The organism is Lysinibacillus sp. FSL K6-0232 (assembly GCF_038008325.1).
Lineage (GTDB): Bacteria > Bacillota > Bacilli > Bacillales_A > Planococcaceae > Lysinibacillus.
This window is the reverse complement of sequence record NZ_JBBOYW010000001.1, coordinates 26718-52717: the sequence shown is the minus strand read 5'-3', so window position 1 is coordinate 52717 and position 26000 is coordinate 26718. Positions and strand designations below refer to the sequence as shown.

The following is a 26000-nucleotide window of genomic DNA, read 5'->3' as shown; positions in this document are numbered from 1 at the left end:
ATAGGGGGTACGAGGGACTTGAAAAAGAAATTTAAAATCAGTTTAGCCACTCAAATTTTACTTGGTTTAGTTTTAGGGATCATCGTTGGTGGTATCTTTTATGGAAACCCCAAGATTGAAACATATTTACAACCATTAGGGGATATCTTTTTACATCTAATTAAGATGATTGTTGTACCGATTATTATTTCAACACTAATCGTTGGTGTAGCTGGTACTGGGGATATGAAACAGCTTGGGCGACTAGGCGGAAAATCAATTATTTATTTTGAAATTATTACAACAGTAGCGATTATCGTTGGGCTACTTTCCGCAAACCTATTCCAGCCTGGTGCAGGGCTAAACATGAACGAGCTATCTCAAGGAGATATTTCAAAATATGTCACAACAACAGAGGAAGTTCAGCACGAGGGGCCATTTGATATTATTGTAGGCATTGTGCCAACAAATATTATTCAGTCTATGGCTGAAGGCAATATGCTTGCGATTATCTTCTTCTCTGTTATTTTTGGTTTAGGGGTTGCCGCAATCGGTGAACGAGGAAAGCCAGTCTTAGATTTCTTCCAAGGGGTAGCAGATGCGATGTTCTGGGTAACAAACCTTGTGATGAAGTTTGCTCCATTTGGTGTATTTGGGTTAATTGGTGTAACCGTTTCCAAATATGGGTTCGCTTCATTAATACCACTTGCTAAGCTAGCGATTCTTGTTTATGCAACAATGCTATTCTTTATCTTTGTTGTGCTTGGACTTGTAGCAAAATTTGCTGGCATTAGCATCTTCTACTTAATTAAAGTCTTGAAGGATGAATTAATCCTAGCATTCTCAACAGCTAGTTCTGAAGCTGTATTACCACGTATTATGCTGAAAATGGAGAAATTAGGTGCGCCAAAGGATATCGTTTCCTTTGTTATACCAACAGGGTACTCCTTTAACTTAGATGGCTCAACGTTATACCAAGCCATTGCCGCATTATTTATTGCGCAAATGTACGGTATTCACCTAAGCATTGGTGAACAAATTACGTTAATGCTTGTATTAATGGTAACGTCTAAAGGTATTGCAGGTGTACCAGGAGTGTCATTCGTTGTTCTTTTAGCAACATTAGGTACTGTTGGCATTCCACTTGAAGGTTTAGCATTTATCGCAGGTATTGACCGTATTCTTGATATGGGACGTACAGTCGTTAACGTAATTGGTAACTCATTAGCATCATTAGTGATGGCAAAATGGGAAAGCCGTTTCGATCAGGAAAAAATGAAAAATTACTTTAATGATAATGAAAATTTAGCGTAATTTAAAAAAATCCTAAAGATGTTGGATGGCATCGTGAAGTGATCCCTAAAAGTTAGACACGGTTATTTCATTTAGGCTACTTGGGTAAGCTGAGTTCGGTATTGTACCGGACTCAGTTTTAATTTTGCCTTAATTCGTTTCGTGTTGTAATACGTTATATGGTTTTCGAGTTCCAATTTAAAATGCTCAACACTTTCGAACTCCTTTAAATAAAGGAATTCCGATTTCAAAATCCTAAAGAAATTCTCCATCATTGATTTGTCATAACAGTTGCCTTTACGTGACATACTTTGTACAATGCCTTTTCATGCAAGTGCGTGACGGTATTGCTTCATTTGATAATGCCCGCCTTGATCGGAATGCATCAGTAATTGGCGTTCTTCTAGTAACTTCTCTAATGCTTTCTCCAACATTTCTGAAACAAGTGAATACGTTGGTCGATAACCAATTGTGTAAGTAATAATCTCTCCGTTGTTTGTAAATATCATATGTTAAAGGCGAAAATATGAATAAATTTTGCATTGTAAAATCAATTTAATTCAAGTGATCCGTTAATTTTCATTGAAAAATCATATTAGAATGTATTTTAGATGGTACGAAAGAGTTAAAAACCTATATCCTCATTTTTCGGTCCTATAACATGTTCATCATTTTCTTCTAAAATTTCTACGGGAATAGTATTAATCATAAATATATCTCCTAAAATAATATTTATATTAAGTTCTCTCACATATATGTTTTGTCATTCTAATACGTTTTTCTTCAACTATAAAACCAGACTTACTAAAAAGTCTTTTGGTCCTTCATCACTTCTAATTGTTGATAAATACATTTGATTTATCTCCATGTTGTTTAAATTTTTTCTAATTCAAATTGAACAAAAAAGATAGTGGCAATATTTCTTTTATAAAATACACTCTTTAATTGAAGCTATCAGCCTCGTGTGTTGATTGAATAAAATTAATCAATGCCTTTAAAAATTCTTTTGGTTGATCCATCATTGCTTTGTGTCCTGCATTTTCTAAAAGAACTAGCTCCTTTTTAGGTGCGCTAATATCGTTAAAGAAGTTAATTTGATGTTGAACAGGAACAACCCAATCTTTTTGCCCCAATATTAAACAGAATGGAATCCTATAATTTAAAGAATAATTATAAGCACTGAACATTCCTAAAAATTTAAAAATTTCATCTTGATTAGAACTAACTCTTTTTTGAATTGTCAAATCTTCAGGAATATATATTGGACTGTTAAGTAATTCTTCCTTCTTGCTCATTCCGGAATTGGAATTTTCAAAAAACATTCCGTAGTCTTCTATATACTGATGAAATTTATCTAATTTCTCTCTAATATTCGATAAATTTTTACCTGGATAATCCTTTCCTAATTCAGATAATTTTTTTAATCCCTCTGCATTTTTTTCTTTAAGTAATCTTTTATGCAATTCTTGATAAACAACGTGTTCGTCTTTCTGAGTATCTATGAGTTGTCCAGTTCCACAATAAAATAAAATATCTTTAGGAAAATGATTTACATAATATAACCCCGGAACAGTACCCCAAGATCTTGCTATAATTCCTATCTTTTCCTTATTAAACTTTCGCTTTAAATATTCAATAAGTGATTTCAAACTGTCAATAATGTATTCAAAAGTTGGAATAAAATCTGGATTTTTTATAGCCGTCCTTCCAGCACCTGGTTGGTCCCAAAACACTACGTTAAAATGCTTAAACCACTCTTTAAATATATATGAGCGTGTACCATATGCAGCTCCTGGCCCCCCATGTAAAAATATAATTAACGGTTGTTCACTATTTTTACCATTGATTGAAATAAATTGTTCTATTCCATTTAATCGTATGTATTTATTTTCATTAATAGTATTATCCAATTAAATTCCCTCTCTTTGTATCCCATATTTTTATAATTATAACTGTAACTAATCCGAAGGCTCCTATTACAAATAAGGCATATTTAACTAGTGATGCTAGTATCAAAGGAAATAAAAGCTGTCCGAGTGGTGTTAAAACACCAGCAATTAAAAAAACAACCCCAAACACTTTGCCAATATTATCCTCGTCAACACTCAATTGTAATTTTGTGAAAAATTCAACATCAAAAATTGTTGTACTTAACCCTATAATAAATCCTCCTGTTATACAACCAATCATAGAAAAAGAACTAATAATAATACCGGTCATTATCAATAATACTGGAGTCCATAACGGAATAGATATTTTTTTCTTATCAAAAAATTGAAGTAATAAAGGAGCTATTAAAGCACCAATAGCAGTAGTTGTAAGAATCATACTATACCCAAAATCAGAACCCATATACTCAATAACAAACATAGGCATAAAAATGTCATACCCTCCAATAAAAATATTGGCGATGCTAACTAATATTAATGTGTTGATGATCAAAGGGCTATTTTTAATTACTAAGAAACCTTGCTGTAATTGCTCTATAAAAGTTGAAAAACTTAACTTACTTTTAATCTTATTACTAGTAGAATACTTAAAATTCATTTCGAGAATTGCAGAAACTAAGAAAGAAATACCATTAAATAAGAAAAATAATTCCGGTTTAATATATAAAATTAATATATTTGCTAAAACTGGAGATATTAACTTAATTATTTGTTTTAGTATCGCTTGAACTCTATTAATAGATTTTATTTCTGAATTTTCGAAAATATTCTTGAAAATTCCTTTACTAGCTATAGCATATAATGATTTAATTAATCCCAAAACTAAGCTAGTAATAGCAATAACTATTAAAGAAAAGCCATATTCAATTAATATTAGAAATGCTGCAAAACATGCTGCAGAACTAATTAAATCTGTAATAATCATTATTTTCTTTTTATTGAAGATATCAGCTAAAACGCCTGGAATAAAGGATAATATTGCTATAACCATAGCAGGTATACCTATAATCGCACCCAGAATTTGAGCATCGCCAGTTTCTTTTACAATCCACCATTTCACAACGAAATCAAACATTTGAGTTCCTATCATTGTAATAGAAAAGGCCAAAATAAAATATTTTCTATTCATAAAAAGCTCCTTTAATATTGATTTATAGAATTTTACCATAAAAAACGTAAGAATTTTTATTTATTTAAAAAAATTCCAAAAAAAAATATAAATACTAAAAAAAGTATTTACTTTTTCGTAAATTATTGGTTAAATTTTAATTAAGAGAATTATTAAAGTAATTTTCTGTATATTTAAAAAGGGGGTTGTCGCTATGTCTTTCGATAATTTATTAGAAGATTTAAACAAAGCTTCAGAAACTACATTAGAACAAACTGCTTCGCTTTGTTCAGTCTAACTATTAAAGTTAGTCAACTAATCTAAAACAAAAAAGTACCGATTCAAGGATGTCTTCACTTTGAATCGGTTTCTTATTGTAGAAAGGAATAATATATGACATCTAATATAGAGAATGAAATCGGTTTTATTCTTCCAGATGCTAATTTTTTTTCTGAAATTTGTGATTGGAAGGGAGAGGAATTCGGAGGCTGGATTTCACCTTTTGTTGTTCAAAGATCTTCGGTATTTTTAGACACAAAAAATTTCAAATTATATAGAAATAACAAAGTTTTATCTTTAGTTACAAACGCTAGCTTAAAAGAGCCTAATATGAATAAAGTTATGTTTAAAATCGGTAAATACGAAGACAATTTCAGGAAAGAATTTAATGTTTTCTTTAAAAGAGGTAAGGACATAGACGGCTATTTAAATGAAATTTTTTTGCTTGCTGGAGAAGAAAATTTAACTAAAAATTTAATTTCTCAACTTGTTATGAAACAGAAAAGGTATAAAAGATATTTCATTGAAGATAATACAAAAATTTTTATAAGCATAGATTCCATTTCTTATTTTAGGCCTGAGGATTTAAATAATATCATCGGAACTATATATATTTGTGAAATAGAAACAGCTGAGATTTCTGTATCTGTATTCGTTGAAGAAAAAATTAAAGAGCTTATAAATATTATAAAAACTAAATACAGAGGTATATCATCAAATAAGTCAAAATATGAACATGGATTGGCATTTTTGAGTGCTCTGGAGGAAGCAAAATGACTATTCTAGATGAGTATAAATCTTTTATAAATTTATTAGAAGAATGCAAAACAAAATATGGTGAATTTAGTAATTCCACTCTTATCGTTAAATTATCTATTTATATCTTTTTAATTGAAAATAGTAATTTAAAGCCTTTTCAATATAGAATAGAATTACTTAACGATATAATCAAGCAATATAACGATGCTCCGTTATTATCTACACGTCCACCTGTGATGATTGATAATGATGGGGAGGACGCTTTTATTTTTATTCCTGATATAAATGATCAATATGATAGACATAAAAATGAAATTAAGACCCGCATCATTAATATGGACATGCCTGAACAATTTAATAACATAAAAATTAATAATTGGTATATATACGTAACCACTCTAGATGATAAAATTTTGATTCTAGATAGTCCTCAAACTACCACAGAATTAATTACTGGTAGAAAAAACAATTTGTGGGGGGACGTACAACCTGAACATCCTCTTTTATTATGCGATTACGAAAATCTTATAGTTAAATCTGCTGGAGAAATGTTAGTAACAAATGATAAGGTAAGTGATGATATGCACATTCTAATCAACAATAAATCTGGCCATTTTAAACCTAATGTTTCTAGTATAAAAATCACAAAGACGTTAATAAAGAAATATTTAAATATCTTAGATGATAAGATTCATACAATTCCTTTTGATTTTGAAGATTCCTTTAAGAAAAAAAAACAAGTATAACTTATTGAACTAAAACCTGAATAAGTATACGGTAAGCCCGATATCAAACCACACATATTTTTTCGATACGCCTCCCAATACTATTAAGGTATAAATTCTAGGGAGGTTTTTCTTATGCCAACAAACAAAATGCATTTGCAAAAGAGGTCAATCAACCTAGATGGCTCAACGCTCTATCAAGCAATCGCTGCATTATTTATTGCGCAAATGTACGGTATTCACCTAAGCATTGGTGAACAAATTACGTTAATGCTTGTATTAATGGTTACATCTAAAGGTATTGCAGGTGTACCAGGGGTGTCATTCGTCGTTCTTTTAGCAACATTAGGTACTGTTGGCATTCCACTTGAAGGTTTAGCATTTATCGCAGGTATTGACCGTATTCTTGATATGGGACGTACAGTCGTTAACGTAATTGGTAACTCATTAGCATCATTAGTGATGGCAAAATGGGAAAACCGTTTCGATCAGGAAAAAATGAAAAATTACTTTAATGATAATGAAAATTTAGCGTAAAAGATAAATATATTTTTATAGAGCTACCATCAAAAAGTCATTTTTATTACTTTTTGATGGTAGCTCATTTGGTAAAAAAGTAATATTTTGTATTCAAGGATTGGAAATGGATTTTTTTAGTGTTAATATATAAATGTAGTAAATAAATATATACTATAGGAGTGGTAAAATTGAAGAGAAAAATACGTTTAACTACAGCAACTGTTTTATGTACAACAATGTTATCGATCCCTTTATTTTCACCAGTTTCTGCTCAAGTAAGTAACTCAAAAGATCGGTTTATTAATTTATGAAAAAAATATTTATTATAATCCTATTTTGTTTTATATTATCAGGATGTAGTCCTAAATTTGATCAGGTTGAATCTGGCATTATAGATGATATAACATTTGAATTAATCTCTAAAAGCATTAATCCAAACACGAGGATAGAATATCTCATTAAACTAACGAATAACAGTGATTATACAATTGCCCAAAATAACGTATTATTCGGCTTTATTAATGATCCTGAAGAGCATGGAGAAACGACTAATCCGTTTAGAGTGCTTGCGACAGGCAATCGCTTAAATATTAAGTCTGGTGAAAGTGTGGAGCTGTCTGTTTCCTTTCCACCTACTTTCTATAAAGAATTTACAGAATCTGAGGTAAGAATAGCGAATATTTATATTGTTGGCTATGTGGATCGTTTAAAAGAGGAAAATCGCTTTGAATTTACGACAAGTTTAGCATTGCAATAATCTAAAATGCCAAAGCGTTGTGTGATCAACACTTTGGCATTTTAGTTTACTTCGCTAATACTTTATCTAAATAAGCAATAATGGATTCCTTGCCATTTGCATGTGCTTCCTGTGCGCGCTTGTCATCCTTGTCGACTTTTGCCTCAGCAGCCTCAACCACTTTTTCTGCATCCTCTTGTGGTACAACAATAACGCCGTCTATATCTCCAATAATATAATCTCCAGGCTGAACGGTTACGCCACCTATAGCAATCGGCACATTTACTTTACCACCGCCATTTTTATTGCCAGCCGCTACCGTTGTACCTAAAGCAAATACAGGGAAATCCAGTTCACGAATGGCCGCAATATCACGAATTACCCCATCCACAACAAAGCCCTGTACGCCAATCCCCTTCGCTAAGGATATTACAAAATCTCCAGCCACAGCTCGATTTGTATTACCCTTTGCATCAATAACTAAAATATCACCTTCATTGGCAGCTCGAATCGCCTCCAACACTGCTCCATTTTCGCCATCTGGCAAACGTACTGTTACTGCTCGTCCAGCAATTTTAAAATGATCTGCTAATGGCTTAATATCGCTACGTAAATTCGTATGCCCACCTGTTGCATCTGAGATTGCTGTTGTTGGTAAATGCTGAAAACTTACTTCCACTTTCGTCATCCGTAGCACCCCTATTATGATTAATATAATCCTTACACCTTTATTGTAAATAAAACACAGTCACTATTTCAATACATCTCAAAAACTAAATCGCACCAATCAAAAATAGCTGGTGCGATCATTTATTACTTATATGCTTTTAATAAATGTAATAGCTCGTCTGCTGTAGTGGCTACATGAATAAGTGCTTGTTGCTCAGCACGTATAAAGCCTTCCTCCAGCATTCGCTTAAAATGCTGTAAAATTGCATCATAAAATCCTTGTACATTATATAAAATAATTGGCTTTTCATGCAGTCCAATCTGTGCCCATGTAAACACCTCGAAATATTCATCTAATGTACCTGCACCGCCTGGAAGAGCAATAAATGCATCAGCCAACTCTACCATTTTTGCCTTACGGATATGCATGGAATCAACAAAATGAATCTCTGTTAATGAAGCATGTGCCAATTCTCGCTTCTGTAAATGTGTAGGCATCACACCGATTACTTCTCCTCCTGCTGCTAGTACAGCATCGGCTACCTTGCCCATCAATCCTGTTTTTGAACCGCCATACACCACACCATGACCATTTTCAGCAAGCAATGTGCCTAGCTCATTCGCCTTCTCCGCATAGATTGCATTTTTCCCTAAACTAGAACCACAATAAACAGCGATTTTTATAATAATCCCTCCTATTCAAAAAACGTGAAACAATCAGCTATATATTGTTCCACGTCTTGTAGTTATTTTCGTAAATGGCTTGTTTGTTTTAGCATATGACTGATGCGGCTTACAATTGATTCAATGGCATCTGGATTTTTTAATAAATCATAATCATTAATATCTAAACGTAACACTGGGCAAGCGTTAAAATTATTAATCCAATGCTCGTAGCGCTCATGCATTTCCACCCAGTAATCATTTGGTGTTTGTTGCTCCATTGCACGTCCACGCTCTTGAATGCGTCCAATCACCGCATCAATCGGTCCCTCAAGGTAAACCAGTAAATCAGGATGTGGGAAATATGGTGTCATCACCATTGCATCAAATAAATTTGTATATGTTTCATAATCTGTTGGACTCATTGTTCCTTTATCATAATGCATTTTAGCAAATATCCCTGTATCCTCATAAATAGAACGATCTTGTACAAATCCTCCACCATACTCAAAAATACGTTTTTGCTCTTTAAAGCGCTCTGCTAAAAAGTACACTTGTAAATGGAAGCTCCATTTTTCAAAGTCCTCATAAAATTTATCTAAATATGGATTTGTATCGACTTTTTCAAAGGATGTACGAAACTGCAATGCCTCCGCTAGCGCCTTTGTCATCGTTGATTTCCCGACCCCTACAGTACCTGCAATCGTAATAACTGTTTGTGGTGGAATATCATATTTCTCTCTTAAACTCATAATTGCAGACTCCTTTGTTGTAACGTATCCTTAATTGTTTTTAAAACATAGCTTAAATCATCTGGATTTTTCACAAAATCAAGCTGATCCCCATTAAAGCGAATAACGGGAATTTCAGGGTGCATCTTCTCAAAATGCTCGATAAAAGAATGATAATCCAGCACAAGCTGATCCATATAATCGCGAGAAATCATTTTTTCAAACTCTCGACCACGCATGGCAATACGTTCCATTAACATGTCAACGCTTGCATATAAATAAACGACTACATTCGGCACTGGCATATCCTTCGTTAAGATTTTATAAATTTCCTCATATTTTTCATACTCTGTGGGTGCCAATGTACGCTTCGCAAAAATTAAGTTTTTAAAAATATGATAATCTGCTACAACAGGCTTAGCATGTGCCAATCGAAATTTTTGAATATCTGTTAATTGCTTATAGCGATTACAAAGGAAGAACATTTCCGTTTGGAAGCTCCACTCCTCTATATTTTCATAAAACTTATTTAAAAAGGGATTTTCGTCTACTATTTCTTTTAATAGATGGTAATTAAATGTTGTGGCTATCTCTTTCGATAAAGAGGTTTTCCCAACACCAATCGGACCTTCTACCGTAACAAATGGAACCGTCACAAGAGGCCCCTCCTTTATGTTTAAAAATAAATCAGTGCTTTTCATTGTACCATATCGTGAACATGAAAAATAGAATTATCCTAATGGTTAGTTAAGTAAAAAAGAGTTTGAAATTAATACTGATGTGAAATGGAAAATCATAATGTTAAAAATATCCAACACAAACTATTTATTAAATTAATCGCTAAAAGCAAAATGAACTGCATCCCCAATCAATAGGTCTACAGTTCATCATGATTTATAATTTCACTCGCTGTAAACGCAATGCATTTAAGACAACTGATACAGAGCTAAACGCCATCGCTGCACCTGCTACCCATGGGGCTAATAAACCAATGGCGGCAATTGGAATACCTAATGTATTGTAGGCAAATGCCCAAAATAGATTTTGCTTAATATTACGCATTGTTTTACGGCTCATTAAAATAGCATCTGCAATACTATTTAAGTCACCACGAATTAATGTAATATCTGCCGCTTCCATGGCAACATCTGTACCAGTACCAATTGCCATTCCAATATTCGCTGTAGCAAGTGCTGGTGCATCATTAATGCCATCACCCACCATCGCTACCTTTTTACCAGCAGCCTGCAATTTTTTTACCTCCTCTGCTTTGCCCTCTGGTAGAACCTCAGCAATAACACGATCAACGCCAACCTCTGCCCCAATTGCCTGAGCTGTACGTTCATTATCTCCTGTCATCATAATGACTGTAATGCCCATTTCCTGTAGTCGATGAATCGCTTCTTTTGATGTATCCTTTACTGTATCAGCAACAGCAACTAAGCCTGCATATTGACCGTTAATCGCCGCTAGCATTGCTGTTTTACCACTGCGTTCAAGCTGCTCCATTGTCGGTAAAACTGCATCAATAGCAATATTGTATTGCTGCATTAATTTCCGTGTACCAATGATAACACCTTGCCCTGCCACAGTTGCCTGTACACCATAGCCTGGAATTGCCTCAAAAAATTGAACATGCCCTAGCTCAATACCACGCTCCTCAATTCCTTGGACAATTGCCTCTGCTAATGGATGCTCTGACTGCTTCTCTGCTGCACCAATTAATGATAAAAAGTGTGCTTCCTCCTGTCCCGAAGCTAATAACACATCTGTTAAAACAGGCTTACCATGTGTTACTGTACCTGTTTTATCAACAACAACTGTATTAATACTTTGCGTTTGCTCTAAGTGCTCGCCACCTTTAAATAAAATACCAAATTCAGCAGCACGCCCTGACCCTGCCATGATGGATGTTGGTGTAGCTAGCCCAAGCGCACATGGACAAGCAATTACAAGCACTGCAATTAATACTTCTAACGCAGGTGTAAACTCTCCCGGTTGCACCCAAATAATCCATACTAAAAATGTGACAAGCGCGATACCAACAACAATCGGTACAAAAATACCTGAAATTTGGTCTGCTAAACGTTGAATAGGGGCTTTGGAGCCTTGTGCATCCTCTACCACTTTAATAATTTGCGCTAAGGCTGTATCGCGACCAACCTTTGTAGCTATCATTTTGATAAAGCCATTTTTATTGATTGTAGAACCAAATAATGGATCACCTTGTTTTTTATCGACTGGTAAACTCTCACCTGTTAGCATGGATTCGTCAACGGCTGTTGTACCTTCTATTACTTCGCCATCAACTGGAATTTTTTCACCCGGTTTAACGAGAATTGTATCGCCAATAATAACCTCTTCTAAAGGAACTTCCTTTTCCACGCCATCACGTACAACAAAGGCTGTTTTTGCTTGTAGCCCCATTAGCTTTTTAATCGCCTCTGATGAGCGACCTTTTGCCTTTGCCTCAAATAATTTACCTAATAATATTAATGTAATTAAAACGGCACTTGTTTCAAAATAAAGATGTGGTCCATGATGTGAGCCTGCTGTGGCAATTGCTTGATAAACACTATAGAAATAAGCAGCCGATGTGCCCATAACAACAAGGACATCCATATTGGCACTGCCATTGCGCAATGCTTTATAAGCACCTACATAAAACTGTTTACCAATAATAAATTGCACCGGGGTTGCTAGTAGCATTTGTACCCATGGATTCATCAAAAATTCTGGCACATATAAAAACGATGTAAATGAAAAATGCCCAACCATCGTCCACAGCAACGGCAGCGAAAGAATAGCTGATAAAATAAATTTTTGCTGCTGCTGTTTAATTGCCTTTTCTCGATGATCTACTGTTTCCTGTTCATCTACCTTTTGATGCGCCCCATAGCCTAGCTTTTCTACTCTTGCAATAATATCCACCATGCTTACCTCTGAAGGATTAAACTCAATCATTGCTTTTTCAAGTGCTAAGTTAACAGTAGCAGTAGATACACCGCTAAGTTTATTCAGTCCTTTTTCTATACGAGTCGCACAGGCTGCACAAGTCATCCCTGTAATATCAAGCTCTGCCTTTTGTTTCACAATGGCATAGCCAAGTGCTTCAATTTTCTGCTCAAAATCTGCTTCACTTAGCTTTGCCGGATCATACTTAATAGACGATTTTTCAAGCGCTAAATTAACAGTTGCCTGCTCTACACCATCCATTTTATTCAAACCTTTTTCAATACGAGTCGCACAGGCTGCACAGGTCATTCCTGTAATTTGTAAGTTTGCTTCTTTCATTTCAGAACTCATCTATCTTTCACCTCTCCTTATACCGATAGGGGGTATAAAATTTTGAAAATAAGAGAGTGCCTATAGAAGCACCCTGTAATATTATTTTACATCATAGCCTTGGTCATCGATTGTTTCTTTAATTTGCTCAAGTGATACTTTTGCATCATCGAAAGCTACATCAACTGAACCTTCCGCTAAATGAACGGTTACTTGCTCTACACCAGCTAAAGCACCTACACTTTTTTCCACCGCATTGACACAATGACCACATGACATTCCCTGTACATTTAATGTTACATTTTGCATCATAAATCGCTCCTTTATTTTTTCATTAATTTTTGAATAGTAACAACTAGCTCATCTAATACAGCCTCATCGCCCTCTGATAGACGATCTACGACACAGCCCTTTAAATGACCCTCTAATAATATTTTTGCGACACTATTTAAAGCAGACTGTGTAGCAGACAGCTGTGTAATTACATCATCACAATACACATCTTTTTCAATCATCCCTTTAATGCCACGAATCTGACCTTCAATACGATTTAATCGAGTAGTTAAATCCTTTTTCACACGCTCAGGATGATGACTTTTGCGACAAGACGTAGTTTCCTCTGTATGACAAACATCTTCTTTTATGATATTCTCCATCACTACACCTCCTATTTGAAATCATAATACCATACCTCAGCAGGGTATGCAAGTTAAAATAACTGAGAAAAATATCTCTAATTAATATAGATTAGCCCACTAGCGTCGCATTAAAATAATCCAACGCGTTTAATTAAACTGAAATTTCTGTCATCTATTCCAAGCATAAAAAAATCCTTTATACTGGTTGGTGGTAGCAAACCATCCAAATCCAATACAAAGGACTCAAGCATGGATAAGTTTACACGAAAAACATCATTTGAACAATGGTTTTCACCCATCTCCTCCACGAAATTCGCGGATTTGGTTGAAACCCATCAATTAAATAACTATACAAAGAAGCTATACATGGATTCATTTTTAAAACTACTGCTGTTCGCCCAACTGAATGAAGCCGAAAGTATGCGCGATGTGCAATTGAAGTTATTTTCAGATGAACTTCAACAAGCCACTAAATTAACATCCATCAGCTTTTCACAGTTAGGTCGTCGGTTAAATTACGTACCAACAGAGGTGTTTCAACAGGTATTTTATGATTTAGTCGCTCAAATTCACGAAAAGGCACAGTATAAGCAGCGCCGGCAAATCACGACACCATTGAAAATCATTGATTCGAGTACGTTGCCGTTGAATTTGAACAACCATAAGTGGGCTGAATTTCGCCAAACGAAGTCGGGCATCAAGCTTCATTTACGACTCATTTACGTAGAAGAAGGGCATTCGTATCCGGATCAGGCGATTCTCACAAATGCGATTGAGCACGATCATGGTCAGCTCGAACTGCTCGTTGACGACAAGGAATGCATGTACGTTTTTGACCGTGGTTATTTAGACTATAAACAATTTGATCAGATGACGGATGACGGTTATTTCTTTGTCTCGCGCTTACGAAAAAACGCAGCGGTTCGTGTCGTTGAAGCCTTTCAATTGCCCGAAGAATCAATCGCCTTATCCGATGAAATGATTTTAATTGGCACACCCCAAAACCGAGCAGAAAACTACTTTCGTCGGGTCAAAGTAACGGATACAAAAGGAAATGAGCTGCAGTTACTTACAAATCGGTTTGATTTAAACGCAGACGAAATCGCAGAACTGTACAAATCGCGCTGGGCAATTGAACTATTTTTCAAATGGTTGAAACAACACCTAAATATTAAAAAGTTTTACGCGCAAAGTGAACAGGGCGTGCATAATCAAGTCTACATTGCGATGATTGTGTATTGCCTACATGTGTTGGCACAACTGAACACGAATAGTTCGAAAACCTATTTAACAATTGGTCGATTATTAAAGGCAGCTCCATGGAAATCCGCTCACTTATGGGTTCGAAAAATTGCCGGGAAAGCGATTCCATAAAGGGTTCATCTTTTCTGTCGCACACGTCACAGGTTATAGTAAAAAAATGGATGACTACTACCTCTGCTTAAGTGTCTTCGTTTTTCTTCATAAAAGGAACGAAAAGAAAACAGAAAATTCAGTTAAAATTTATGCGACGCTAGTGAGATTAGCCAAATTCCTTTAATCCAATCCATTATTTTTTTATAAGCACATATTAAAATTTTAATGATGCAATAAAAAATATAATACTCCCGATAAACCCTATTACCAGAAAGCTAAAACTTCCATTAATATACAAATATAACCAATCGAATGGAAAGCCATAGATAGCTTTTATAAAATCCCCTCTATCACCTATAATTTCCCTACTTCCATTAATGAAAGGTAGACAAATCACTAAAATAATACTAATAATAATTATCCATCTCTTCATTTTATATTGCATAGTGCACCTTCTATATCATAATATTAATATTTTCCCACATCATAAAAAAGGCATCTCTACCATATCATTAGAGATGCTTAGACTGCTTATTTTATTAAAATCGAAGTCAATTTATCCATGCAACAATCTGACCACTAAATGTAGCAACATAACCACTTCCAGATGCTACAACGCTTTGTAATTTTAGATGACCTTTATACCAATAGCCACCCCTGTATTCCTCATAGTAACGAGTTTCTGGTACATTGCTGATACTTGAATAGTACGCTGTAATTGTTTTGTCCTTAGAATCATACCAGCCATATGGAGTGGCTGTGTTGTTTGTGTTGTTTGTGTTGTTTATCGTATTATTTGTTTGCCCCTCTGGTAAATATAAACTATCTGATATAGTGACAATTTCGCCTTCATTATAGCTTTTTTCACTATCAAAACCAGCAACTGGCTCTGGTATATATAAAGTATCTGAAGCAGCTATAATTTCACCCGTTCCATCATTTTTCTCAGGACTAATGGCTATAGTGTTTGTTGAAAATGAAAAAATCCCAAAAACTAATGCTACTGTACATAATACAATACTTATAGTTTTTTTCATTTGCATCTCCTTCTCCTATATTGTCAATTTTCTCAATTATAACTATACACTGGATATTTTTCAATATTTTCTGTTAATTTAAAAAGCTTTTTTAAAAGAAAATAATTAATGATAATTGTGCTCCTGTTGATTTTTCAATTGACATAAAATTGAATTATCATGCTGATGGGAGGCTGTTTCTAGCTGAATTGTGACATGCTTAATGCCTTTATGCTCAAGATTATGTTCAACCTTTCGCAATATATGCTCGCTATCAGCTACTGTTAATTGCCCATCAACAACCGCATGACAGGACAATGCATTTGTACCACTTGTAATTGTCCAAATGTGTAAATCATGAATACTTTTAATGCCACTTGTTTGTTCAATCACTTCAACTATCTCTGCAACATCTACATTCTTCGGTGTGCCCTCCATTAAAATATGAACAGCATCCTTTGTGACGTAATAGCCGCTTCTTAGCACCAGTAATGCTACAATCACACTTGCTAGTGGGTCTGCCCAACTCCAGCCTAAAAACATAATTAATAATGCAGCAGTAATAGCTCCTACAGACCCTAGCATATCACTAAGCACATGTAAAAAAGCACCACGCATATTTAAGTTATCCTTTGTATCACTACCACGCATCATAATCCATGCGACTAAAATATTTATGAAAAGCCCGATTGTACTAATAATAAGCATTCCTGTTGTCGCTACTGCTGGTGGATTGGCAAAGCGTTCAATCGCCTCATAACAAATAAATAATGCGATAACGATTAATGTTACACCATTTAACACAGCCGCTAAAATTTCAAATCGTTTATAACCATAAGTTTTACTATAGCTAGCAGCCTTTTCCCCCATAATAAAAGCTAACAGGGCAATACCTAAAGAAATAGCGTCACTTAACATATGTCCTGCATCTGACAGAAGTGCCAAGCTATTTGTAACAAAGCCACCAATTGCCTCAATAATCATATAGCTTGTAATAATAATAAATGATAGTAATAATACTTTTTTATTTGCACCATGTGTATGGTCATGCCCATGATCGTGATGATGTCCCATTAGTATCCCTCCCATTTAATGATGTGTTGCATGGTCGATCGCTTGTTGCAATAAATTCATCACATGGTCATCATCCTTTGAATAGTAGAGGGTTGTGCCCTCTCGTCGAAACTTCACCAAGCGTAAATTTTTTAAAAAACGCAATTGGTGTGAAACGGTTGATTGACCTAAATCTAAAATTTCTGCAATATCATTGACAGAATGCTCGTCGGTACATAGTAAATTTAAAATACGAATGCGCGTTGGATCGCTTAATGCTTTAAATGTTTGCGAAACTACAAACAATGTTTCCTCATCTAAATGCTGATTGCCATTACCCATAACAGACAACTCCTTTTATATATGAACATATAATCATATATAAATATATAACGACTGTTTATTATTGTCAAACGCTTTGGAAAATATAAAATGCCATGCCTCTACTAAAAGGAAACATAGCATTAAACGGAATCACTACAATTATTAAGAAAATAACGGACGAGCCCATTATGAATTTTTTCAAAATCTCACCTTATTTTAAGCTCTAGCTAAAGCTTTCTTTAGTTCTGTAGGATGATCAGATTTTATAGCTATATACTGATACTTCTTTTCAATCCCCATCATAAAAGTTACGATAACGGGCTGCTTTAATTGCACAATAAAATCAGGCTGGACACTCTCAAAATCTCGCAAAATAAAATCAATCGTTTCCTTTGAGCGTTTTTGGGCAAGTAACTCTGGATCATCTATAATTACAGCAATATTATCAAGGTCAATTTTGGTACGTTTTATTAAGCCTAATGATAGATATATGGACTTTTTATCTATAAAAATTGGATTCAAGCGCATTGCCTGCATATCTGCTAGGAAAAAAATGATGGAATAAATATTAAGAATTAATAACACGATGGAAACAATTGGTGCCTTTGTATGTAGCCAATAATGTATGCCTATGGTTTCTATAATAATGGCATGAATGATCATAATTTGAAATGCCATATAATTTGATTTTTTATATAATGTCAGCCCTTTAGGCACTGCTTGTCGCCAACTCCCAAATGCATAATATAAGACAAGCATTTCAGAACAAATCACTTGAATAATTGGATGCTGCTTCACATATTTTCCTACAGCCTGTGAAAATGCAAATAATGTTGGCAATTGGCTCTCTTTTACATCATGGATAATCTTCGGCGTGTAACGTAGCAATGTTATAAGCAATAAAATTTCTACCAATACTATACAGCCCTCAACCGCAATGCCACTCCATGTAATCATTGCATACGGAGCTAATAAATCTGTTGGCACTATTAATCGAAGCAAGATACAGCCAAATGCGACGAATGCAATCAATGCCTTCGGCGAAAATTTATTGCGGTAAAGTATCATAAATAATGGGAAACAAATCATTAAATCTAACAACGACCCTAACACAACAGCCTGTGCCTCATCAGGTAATAGATTGCTCCCTATAGATGTATGGTACAACATATAATTACCACTCAACACAAATAACACTAAAATAAGCCATATAGGTTTTGACTTTTCAACCCAGCTCATGCTTTATCCCTCCTAACAATTGTTAATAAATTTTCTAAAATACGCCCTAAATGCTGTAAATCCTCTATTGGCAATTGTCCATAAATTGCGTAGGTGGTGTCTTGCTCAAATTGCTGTAGCTTTTTAAAATATTGCTGCCCTTTTTCTGCCAGCTCTAACTTAATTTCACGTCGATTCTCTGGATTAATTGCCCGATAAATATAGCCCTTATCCTCTAGCTTATTCAAAAGCTGACTAACAGCGCTAGTTGTTACCTGTAATGTAGTAGCAAGCTCCTTTGTCGTTGTTGCCCCTGCACGAACTAGCTCCAATAGTAATACTTGCTTAGCCGTTAATTCATTATCCATTGTTGTTTCATATTGCACTGCCATTTCAATATTTAATTGGTCCTGTAAACGATTAATTTTTGTAATTAAATCCTTCATTTATTATCAGCCCTTATAATTAAGTTATCTTAATTATAAAGTTAACTTAATTAAATAACTATCTTAAAATTTTGATATTGCTAGCAAAGCAAGCTAAACTGGAAGGAAGGAGCGATTAGTATGACAAGAGATCAGCAATTTATGCAAGAAGCCTTAATGGAAGCTAAAAAAGCAGCAGCTCTTGGAGAAGTACCAATTGGAGCGGTTCTTGTTTATAATGGCGAAATTATTGCACGTGCCCATAATTTACGAGAAACCTCTCAAAATGCCACTACTCATGCAGAATTATTAGCGATTCAACAAGGCTGTAAAAAAATAGGTAGCTGGCGTTTAGAGAATACAACGCTTTACGTGACGCTGGAGCCTTGTCCAATGTGTGCTGGAGCCATTCTACAATCTCGTATTCCTCGTGTTGTTTATGGGGCAAGAGATAGTAAAGCTGGCTGTGTGGATTCCTTATATCGTTTATTGAATGATGCGCGCCTTAATCATGAATGTAAGGTAACAGAAGGAATTTTAGCAGCGGAATGTGGGCAAATTTTAACTAACTTTTTTAAGGCTTTACGGGAGCGTAAAAAGGCCGAAAAAAAGGCAAGAGCGGCTTTAACAATTACAGAAGGTGCATCCAACTGTGAAAATTGTAATTAAGAAAAAGCTATTTTAGATTTTCCTTTAGTAAGGTATCTAAAATAGCTTTTGTCGTTTAGTTTGGTGCGATTACTTCTTTCCCGCCCATATATGGTCTTAATACTTCAGGAATTACTACGCTTCCTTGGTTTGCCTCTGTCACTTCGCTTTCGAGGCAGAGCCGACTTTGTTTAGTTTGGTACGATTACTTCCTTGCCGCCCATATATGGTCTTAATACTTCAGGAATTACTACGCTTCCGTCGGCTTGCTGGTAGTTTTCTAAGATTGCTGCTACCGTACGACCAAGGGCAAGACCTGAACCGTTTAATGTATGAACATATTCTGGCTTCGCATTTGGCTCACGACGGAAGCGGATATTTGCTCGTCGTGCTTGGAAATCCTCAAAGTTAGAGCAAGAAGAAATTTCACGGTACATATTTTGAGCTGGAATCCAAACCTCTAAATCATATTTTTTCGCTGCTGTAAAACCTAAATCAGCCGTACACATTTTTAATCTGCGGTATGGTAACCCAAGTAGTTGTAATACTTTTTCAGCATGGTTTGTTAAAAGCTCTAGCTGCTCGTATGATTCCTCTGGCTTTACAAAACGAACTAATTCTACTTTGTTGAATTGGTGCTGACGAATTAAGCCACGTGTATCACGCCCAGCAGAACCTGCCTCTGAACGGAAACATGCACTATACGCAACAAAACCTTTTGGTAAAATTTCAATTGGTAAAATTTCATCACGATAGAAGTTTGTCACGGGTACTTCTGCAGTTGGAATCATAAAATAATCTGTTTCCTCTAGCTTAAAAACATCTTCTTCAAACTTCGGTAGCTGACCAGTGCCTGTTAAGCTTTCACGATTGACAATAACAGGTGGTAGCATCTCCTCATAGCCATGCTCCTCTGCATGTAAATCCATCATAAATGTCATTAATGCACGTTCTAAACGAGCGCCAAGACCACGATAGAATAAGAAACGGCTACCAGTTACTTTCGCACCACGTTCAAAATCAACAATATCTAAATCTGTTGCAATGTCCCAATGCGCTTTTATATCAAAATCAAATGCTGGTACTTCACCCCATGTATATTCCTCAACATTATCGTCCTCTGTTGTGCCAACTGGGACTGATTCATGTGGAATATTTGGTAAACGCATCATCATATCTTTAAAACGCTCTTCTACTTCATTTAATTGGCTATCTAATTCTTTAATTTCATCACCAACCTGACGCATACGAGCAATGACTTCATCCGCATTTTCTTTATTGCGCTTCATAATAGAAATTTGCTCAGATACTTTATTACGTTCTGCTTTAAGCTCCTCTGTTTTAGCGATTAATACTCGGCGCTTTGCATCTAACTCCTCAAAGTCATCCAAGTTCCCTAAATCCTCATTACGTGTTAATAGCATTTCTTTGACTTCTGCGAAATTATCACGCACGCGTTTAATATCTAACATAGTTCATACCTCCAGTAAATGATTGAAATCAGAACACAAAAAAGCCCCCATCCCATAAAAGGGACGAGAGCTACCCGCGTTGCCACCCTAATTGACTAGACATATGCCTAATCCACTTGTTTCATAACGGCATTTCAGCCGGCTACAGCCTACTTTCATTAAACTTCGACTGTGCAACTCCAGGACGGATTCACAAGTGCTTTTATCAGCTCCCACCAGCCGCTGACTCTCTACAAAAAACGTGCTTGTTACTACTTCCTATCATCGTGTTCAGTTATTTAAAATTTAACCATACTGTACTATATGAAAAAGAATTTTGCAAGTCATACTATAGATGCTACAAAATATTCAAGAATACGTGTATCTGCTGTTAATTCGGGATGGAACGCACAGCCTAATAAATGCCTATCCTGTGCTAACACAATTTTTCCTTCATGCCGTGCAAGCACTTCAACATTTTTACCAACCGCTTCAATATGAGGCGCACGAATAAATACGGCTGGAATCGCATTACCTATTTTAGGAATATCCAGCTTTACTTCAAAGCTATCCACCTGACGACCATATGAATTTCTTGCCACTGTCACATCCATCACAGCTAAATGTCGCGTATCATCCACTAAATGGTTGGCTAATAAAATTAAGCCTGCACAGGTTCCAAACATCGGTAAGCCTTGCTGTGCTAGCTGACGGATTGGCTCTAGTAGCTCAAAGCGATCCAGCAATTTACGCATTGCTGTACTTTCCCCACCAGGCAATATAAGACCGTCAAGCTTTACTAAATCTTGTCTTTGTTTTACTAGCACAGCTTCACAGCCAAGCGCCTCTAACATTCGCATATGCTCACGTACCGCTCCTTGTAACGCCAACACACCCATTCGCTTCATGCTACCAGCCACGCTCCTGCATACGCTCGTTTTGTCCTAGCTGTGCAATATCAATCCCCTTCATAGGTACACCAAGCTCTTTGGATATTTCAGCAATCAGCCTGTAGTCCTTGTAATGTGTTGTTGCTTCTACAATTGCATGTGCAAATTTTTCAGGATTGTCAGATTTAAAAATACCTGAGCCAACAAATACACCATCAGCGCCAAGCTCCATCATTAATGCAGCATCAGCAGGTGTAGCAACACCACCAGCCGCAAAGTTCACAACTGGTAAACGGCCAAGATGCTTAATTTCTCTTAATAATTCAAAAGGCGCTCCAAGTAATTTTGCCTCTGTCATTAGCTCATCTTCTGTCATACCCACTACCTTACGTACCTGAGCGTTTACTTTGCGAATATGGCGTACAGCCTCTACAATATTGCCTGTTCCCGGCTCACCCTTTGTACGCAGCATCGATGCTCCTTCACCAATGCGACGTGCGGCTTCCCCTAAATCACGACAGCCACAAACAAATGGTACTGTGTAATCACTTTTTAATAAATGATACTCTTCATCTGCTGGTGTTAACACTTCACTTTCATCAATATAATCAACACCCATTGCCTCTAATACACGCGCCTCCACAATATGTCCAATACGCGCTTTAGCCATTACAGGAATAGAAACAGCCCCCATCACCTCTTCCACAATCCGAGGATCAGCCATACGTGCAACCCCGCCTGCCTTCCGAATATCAGACGGTACTCGTTCTAATGCCATCACAGCTACTGCTCCTGCTGCTTCTGCAATTTTTGCTTGCTCGGCATTTATTACATCCATAATAACGCCACCCTTTTGCATTTCTGCCATCCCACGTTTTACTAATTCCGTACCTGTTTGTTTCATTATTCTAACCTCCACCTTTGTGATGAAATTTAGTATAATAGAAATTGACCATATCAAAATATCCAGTTTTCTAAAAAATTATAAGGTCAGGAGGTAATTAGCAGATGGACATGCTGTTATTTCAGCTTGAAAAAGATAATGAAAAACCCCTTTATGATCAGCTTTATAACGGAATTAAAGATGCCATTATTTCCAAAAAAATTGCTGTAGGAGAAAAATTACCATCTAAAAGAAAATTAGCGGATTTTTTAAATATTTCTCAAACAACAATCGAAATTGCCTATGCACAATTACTTGCTGAAGGCTATATTATGTCCAAAGCGCGTGTTGGTTATTTTGTCGAGGCAATTGATGAACTCCCCTATATTCAGCAGGAAATTGTGACATCCATCAATGCACAGCCGAAGAAAAAATCATATAAAATCGATTTTAATCCAGGTTCTATTGATATTGATGCCTTTCCTTTTCAAACTTGGAGGAAGTATGCGAAGGAGCTTTTTGATGACACTTCAAAGGAGCTATTACTAACAGGAGAACCTCAAGGGGAGTTATCTTTACGCACGGAAATTGCAAACTACTTATATCAATCGCGTGGTGTTGTTTGTAGCCCTAAGCAGATTGTGATTGGTTCAGGTACTGAGCAGCTTCTTCCAATGATTTTGCGCCTTTTTAATGAAGACACCTGCTTTGGATTGGAAAACCCAGGATATCCCGCTGTGCACCGTATGTTTACACAACATAAGCGTAAAGTCTGCCCAATCGCAGTTGATGACGAAGGTATCATTATTCATGCGCTTGAGCAAGCGGATGCTAATGTTGCATATATTACACCATCACATCAATTCCCAACAGGGGCAGTATTGTCTGCTACAAGACGTGCACAGGCTTTAAATTGGGCGGCACAAAGCCCTTCCCGTTATATTATTGAGGATGATTATGATTCAGAATTCCGTTATACTGGAAAACCAATACCTGCACTACATGCTTTAGATCGAAATGATAAGGTCATTTATATGAGCACCTTTACAAAATCATTAATGCCATCCTTACGTGTAGCCTATTTTGTGCTGCCACCTAAGCTACTAGCTACCTATAACGATGTTTTTAATTATTATTCATCCACAGTGCCCCGTTTCGATCAGCATATCGTCGCAAATTTTATGCGTGATGGTCATTTTGCTAAGCATCTTAATCGCATGCGCAAAGTTTATCGTAAAAAGCATGACAGGCTCACTGCGATTTTAGAGAAATATTCAGCGTCCATTAATATTACAGGTGAGCAAGCAGGCATGCATATTTTATTAGATGTTCAACACACATTATCAGAAAAACAATTACAACAACTTGCCTCCCAAGCAAATATCGGCATCTATCCATTATCTGATTATCGATTAGACCATTGCGAATCTAGACAAGCTCAATTTTTACTAGGATTTGGTGGCATACCCGTACAAGCAATTGAGTCATCCATTGAACAATTAATGGCTTGCTGGGGCATACAAAAAAATCCCTCAGGTACTAGCTGAGGGACATCTCTTAAGCTTCGACTAATTGGATATGGTAATGTTCAAACCATATATGAATTTGCCCTAAATATGCTAGTAGCTGAGGGCCTGCCATTAATTGACCATACCATGGAACCTTAAAGGAGCTACCACCAGATTCAATTAATTCCAATAGCTTTTGTTGAACAAATAGCTCATGTAGAATTGAATTTTTATCTTTAAGAATCTCCTTTAACCACTTTTGCACACCTGCAGTATAGGCTGGATGGTACGTTTTTGGATAGGGATTCTTTTTTCTGTATAATACTTCATTTGGTAATAAGTGTGCCATTGACTTTCGCAGTAAACCTTTTTCTATCCCATCTAAATTCTTTATTTCCCACGGAATATTCCATGCATATTCTACAAGGCGATGGTCTGCAAAGGGAACACGTACTTCTAAACTTGCTCCCATACTCATACGATCCTTACGCTCCAGCAAGGTTTGCATAAACCATTGCATATTCAAATAAAGCATTTCACGATGGCTTGCTGCTGCGGAGCTTTCCCCATCTAATAATGGTACTTCTGCTATTGTTTGAGCATATAGCTGTTGGGCATAGAATTCAATGTTTAATTTCTTCTGCCACCTATCTTGTAACAATGTACTTCTCTCTGACAATGAGCGAATCCAAGGAAAGCCTGAAGCTTTTTCTTGAAACCATGGATACCCACCAAAAATTTCGTCTGCACATTCACCTGATAATGCTACAGTAAAGTCCTTTTGGATGTTGCGGCAAAACCATAATAATGATGAGTCTACGTCTGCCATACCGGGCGAATCTCTTACAATCACAGATTCTACTAATAAGTCGATGAGCTGTTGCTGAGATATTTCCTCTGCATGGTGTGTTGTTTGAAACGCCTCTGTCATTTTCTGAATCCAATACGTATCTGTTGATGTTTGGAAAGCATGTGGATGAAAAAAGCGCTCATTATCCTCATAATCAATGGAGTACGTATGCAGCTTACTGTTTTGTTGTTGAAATCGTTTTGCGGCAATTCCTGTAATAATGCTTGAATCAAGTCCACCTGATAGAAATGTACAAACTGGCACATCTGAAATAAGCTGTCGTTCAATAGCATCTGTTACTAAGAAGCGTACATGCTCAATCGTTTCTTCCACAGATTCCTTATGCTGATAACTTTGTAGCCGCCAGTATTGCCACTTTTTTATACCTTCTTTAGAAAATCGCATAGCATGGCCAGGTCGCACTTCCTCAATATTGTGAAAAAGAGTCTTGCCAGGTACCCTAGACGGCCCTACAGCCATCATGCTTGCGAGCCCCTCTGAATGAATAGCTACCTGCACTGATGGATGTACCAATAATGCTTTCATTTCAGAGGCAAACATAATATCCCCCCGCTGCTCTATATAATACAGAGGCTTCACCCCAAGTCGATCCCTGCATAAAAACAGTGATTGCGTTTGGTCATCCCAAATACCAAAGGCAAAAATACCATTTAGAAAATCTACACATTGCTCCTTCCATTCAATATAGGCTGTTAATAATACTTCGGTATCTGAATGCGTTGAAAAAGAATGTCCTCTTTTTTGCAGTTCCTTACGCAGTTCTTCTGTATTATAAAGCTCGCCATTATATGTAATGACATAGTTGGCTCCATCATATGCTTTGTGCATTGGCTGTTTGCCACCAATCAAATCAATAACAGCTAGCCGTCGATGGCCAAATGCAATATGCTCACTACACCAAATATTTTCATCATCTGGCCCTCTCTTATTCAATGTTTGTGTCATGGATTTTACTATTGCATCACTTGTTCTTAAATCCTTTTGAAAGCTAGCCCATCCTGTTATGCCACACATTTAGCCACAT

At 36.1% G+C, this 26000-nt stretch carries 26 protein-coding genes, 2 pseudogenes and 1 other annotated feature; of the genes and pseudogenes, 8 read left to right on the top strand and 20 right to left on the bottom strand.

Going from position 1 to position 26000, the window contains the following annotated elements:
* The first annotated feature begins 18 nt into the window (after window positions 1–18).
* Complete coding sequence (locus MHB42_RS00240) at window positions 19–1293, top strand: cation:dicarboxylate symporter family transporter (protein ID WP_340803746.1); 1275 nt, start codon at window positions 19–21, stop codon at window positions 1291–1293.
* A 71-nt stretch (window positions 1294–1364) separates the two neighbouring features.
* On the opposite strand, the pseudogene MHB42_RS00235 reads toward MHB42_RS00240, so the two are convergent.
* The 4 genes and pseudogenes from MHB42_RS00235 to MHB42_RS00220 form a co-directional block, all read right to left on the bottom strand.
* Window positions 1365–1766 (bottom strand): annotated as a pseudogene (locus tag MHB42_RS00235) (transposase); the annotation flags it as partial.
* A gap of 131 nt (window positions 1767–1897) precedes the next feature.
* A complete protein-coding gene (locus tag MHB42_RS00230; protein WP_340803745.1) occupies window positions 1898–2023 on the bottom strand; it encodes a hypothetical protein in 126 nt (41 codons plus the stop codon).
* A gap of 190 nt (window positions 2024–2213) precedes the next feature.
* Complete coding sequence (locus MHB42_RS00225) at window positions 2214–3182, bottom strand: alpha/beta fold hydrolase (protein WP_340803744.1); 969 nt, start codon at window positions 3180–3182, stop codon at window positions 2214–2216.
* A complete protein-coding gene (locus MHB42_RS00220) occupies window positions 3175–4350 on the bottom strand; it encodes an MFS transporter (protein WP_340803743.1) in 1176 nt (391 codons plus the stop codon). Before MHB42_RS00220 ends, MHB42_RS00225 begins: the two co-directional genes overlap by 8 nt.
* 372 nt (window positions 4351–4722) lie before the next feature.
* Between MHB42_RS00220 and MHB42_RS00215 the strand changes: the two genes are divergently transcribed.
* The 4 genes and pseudogenes from MHB42_RS00215 (at window position 4723) to MHB42_RS00200 (ending at window position 7368) form a co-directional block, all read left to right on the top strand.
* Window positions 4723–5385: a hypothetical protein gene (locus MHB42_RS00215; protein WP_340803742.1), complete on the top strand. Its 663-nt coding sequence runs from the start codon at window positions 4723–4725 to the stop codon at window positions 5383–5385.
* Window positions 5382–6113, top strand: coding sequence for a hypothetical protein (locus MHB42_RS00210; protein WP_340803741.1), 732 nt, complete (start codon window positions 5382–5384; stop codon window positions 6111–6113). Before MHB42_RS00215 ends, MHB42_RS00210 begins: the two co-directional genes overlap by 4 nt.
* A gap of 147 nt (window positions 6114–6260) precedes the next feature.
* Window positions 6261–6629 (top strand): annotated as a pseudogene (locus MHB42_RS00205) (cation:dicarboxylate symporter family transporter); the annotation flags it as partial.
* A 289-nt stretch (window positions 6630–6918) separates the two neighbouring features.
* Window positions 6919–7368 carry a hypothetical protein gene (locus MHB42_RS00200; protein WP_340803740.1) on the top strand — a complete coding sequence of 150 codons (450 nt, stop codon included), beginning with the start codon at window positions 6919–6921 and terminating at the stop codon, window positions 7366–7368.
* A 46-nt stretch (window positions 7369–7414) separates the two neighbouring features.
* On the opposite strand, the gene MHB42_RS00195 is transcribed toward MHB42_RS00200, so the two are convergent.
* The 7 genes from MHB42_RS00195 to MHB42_RS00165 form a co-directional block, all read right to left on the bottom strand.
* On the bottom strand, window positions 7415–8035 hold the full coding sequence (locus MHB42_RS00195) for an RraA family protein (protein WP_340803739.1): 621 nt from the start codon (window positions 8033–8035) through the stop codon (window positions 7415–7417).
* A gap of 125 nt (window positions 8036–8160) precedes the next feature.
* Window positions 8161–8694, bottom strand: a complete 534-nt coding sequence (locus tag MHB42_RS00190; protein WP_340808497.1) for an LOG family protein — start codon at window positions 8692–8694, stop codon at window positions 8161–8163.
* Between the two features lie 68 nt (window positions 8695–8762).
* Window positions 8763–9431: a deoxynucleoside kinase gene (locus MHB42_RS00185; RefSeq protein WP_340803738.1), complete on the bottom strand. Its 669-nt coding sequence runs from the start codon at window positions 9429–9431 to the stop codon at window positions 8763–8765.
* The gene (locus MHB42_RS00180; RefSeq protein ID WP_340803736.1) at window positions 9428–10066 is read right to left on the bottom strand and encodes a deoxynucleoside kinase; all 639 of its coding nucleotides are present in this window, start codon (window positions 10064–10066) and stop codon (window positions 9428–9430) included. Before MHB42_RS00180 ends, MHB42_RS00185 begins: the two co-directional genes overlap by 4 nt.
* Before the next feature lie 238 nt (window positions 10067–10304).
* Complete coding sequence (locus tag MHB42_RS00175) at window positions 10305–12716, bottom strand: heavy metal translocating P-type ATPase (RefSeq protein WP_340803735.1); 2412 nt, start codon at window positions 12714–12716, stop codon at window positions 10305–10307.
* 81 nt (window positions 12717–12797) lie between these two features.
* Window positions 12798–13004 carry a copper chaperone CopZ gene (copZ, locus tag MHB42_RS00170; protein ID WP_053995257.1) on the bottom strand — a complete coding sequence of 69 codons (207 nt, stop codon included), beginning with the start codon at window positions 13002–13004 and terminating at the stop codon, window positions 12798–12800.
* A gap of 14 nt (window positions 13005–13018) precedes the next feature.
* On the bottom strand, window positions 13019–13351 hold the full coding sequence (locus MHB42_RS00165; RefSeq protein ID WP_340803733.1) for a metal-sensitive transcriptional regulator: 333 nt from the start codon (window positions 13349–13351) through the stop codon (window positions 13019–13021).
* 231 nt (window positions 13352–13582) lie between these two features.
* Between MHB42_RS00165 and MHB42_RS00160 the strand changes: the two genes are divergently transcribed.
* On the top strand, window positions 13583–14707 hold the full coding sequence (locus MHB42_RS00160; RefSeq protein WP_340803732.1) for an IS4 family transposase: 1125 nt from the start codon (window positions 13583–13585) through the stop codon (window positions 14705–14707).
* Between the two features lie 533 nt (window positions 14708–15240).
* On the opposite strand, the gene MHB42_RS00155 is transcribed toward MHB42_RS00160, so the two are convergent.
* The 5 genes from MHB42_RS00155 to MHB42_RS00135 form a co-directional block, all read right to left on the bottom strand.
* Window positions 15241–15726, bottom strand: coding sequence for a hypothetical protein (locus MHB42_RS00155; protein ID WP_340803731.1), 486 nt, complete (start codon window positions 15724–15726; stop codon window positions 15241–15243).
* 105 nt (window positions 15727–15831) lie between these two features.
* Window positions 15832–16779 carry a cation diffusion facilitator family transporter gene (locus tag MHB42_RS00150; RefSeq protein ID WP_340803729.1) on the bottom strand — a complete coding sequence of 316 codons (948 nt, stop codon included), beginning with the start codon at window positions 16777–16779 and terminating at the stop codon, window positions 15832–15834.
* Window positions 16780–16794: 15 nt separating this feature from the next.
* Complete coding sequence (locus tag MHB42_RS00145; RefSeq protein ID WP_340803728.1) at window positions 16795–17100, bottom strand: ArsR/SmtB family transcription factor; 306 nt, start codon at window positions 17098–17100, stop codon at window positions 16795–16797.
* Window positions 17101–17298: 198 nt separating this feature from the next.
* A complete protein-coding gene (locus tag MHB42_RS00140; RefSeq protein ID WP_340803727.1) occupies window positions 17299–18321 on the bottom strand; it encodes a beta-carotene 15,15'-monooxygenase in 1023 nt (340 codons plus the stop codon).
* Window positions 18318–18746, bottom strand: a complete 429-nt coding sequence (locus MHB42_RS00135) for a MarR family winged helix-turn-helix transcriptional regulator (RefSeq protein WP_340803726.1) — start codon at window positions 18744–18746, stop codon at window positions 18318–18320. The genes MHB42_RS00140 and MHB42_RS00135 overlap by 4 nt, the downstream gene beginning before the upstream one ends.
* A gap of 120 nt (window positions 18747–18866) precedes the next feature.
* Here MHB42_RS00135 and tadA point away from each other — a divergent pair, with 120 nt between their 5' ends.
* Complete coding sequence (gene tadA / locus MHB42_RS00130) at window positions 18867–19394, top strand: tRNA adenosine(34) deaminase TadA (RefSeq protein WP_340803725.1); 528 nt, start codon at window positions 18867–18869, stop codon at window positions 19392–19394.
* Between the two features lie 170 nt (window positions 19395–19564).
* Here the strand turns inward: tadA and serS are convergent, their stop codons facing one another.
* From serS to pdxS, 3 genes are all read right to left on the bottom strand, one after another.
* Window positions 19565–20845 (bottom strand): serine--tRNA ligase, encoded by a 1281-nt coding sequence (gene serS / locus MHB42_RS00125; RefSeq protein WP_340803724.1) that lies wholly within the window; start codon window positions 20843–20845, stop codon window positions 19565–19567.
* A 56-nt stretch (window positions 20846–20901) separates the two neighbouring features.
* Window positions 20902–21119, bottom strand: a binding site (T-box leader).
* A 49-nt stretch (window positions 21120–21168) separates the two neighbouring features.
* Window positions 21169–21732 carry a pyridoxal 5'-phosphate synthase glutaminase subunit PdxT gene (gene pdxT, locus MHB42_RS00120; RefSeq protein ID WP_340803722.1) on the bottom strand — a complete coding sequence of 188 codons (564 nt, stop codon included), beginning with the start codon at window positions 21730–21732 and terminating at the stop codon, window positions 21169–21171.
* Between the two features lies 1 nt (window position 21733).
* Complete coding sequence (gene pdxS, locus MHB42_RS00115) at window positions 21734–22618, bottom strand: pyridoxal 5'-phosphate synthase lyase subunit PdxS (protein WP_340803721.1); 885 nt, start codon at window positions 22616–22618, stop codon at window positions 21734–21736.
* Window positions 22619–22722: 104 nt separating this feature from the next.
* On the opposite strand from pdxS, the gene pdxR reads away from it, so the two are divergent.
* On the top strand, window positions 22723–24144 hold the full coding sequence (gene pdxR, locus MHB42_RS00110) for a MocR-like pyridoxine biosynthesis transcription factor PdxR (RefSeq protein ID WP_340803720.1): 1422 nt from the start codon (window positions 22723–22725) through the stop codon (window positions 24142–24144).
* A gap of 10 nt (window positions 24145–24154) precedes the next feature.
* Here the strand turns inward: pdxR and asnB are convergent, their stop codons facing one another.
* Window positions 24155–25990 carry an asparagine synthase (glutamine-hydrolyzing) gene (asnB, locus tag MHB42_RS00105; RefSeq protein WP_340803719.1) on the bottom strand — a complete coding sequence of 612 codons (1836 nt, stop codon included), beginning with the start codon at window positions 25988–25990 and terminating at the stop codon, window positions 24155–24157.
* Window positions 25991–26000: the final 10 nt, after the last annotated feature.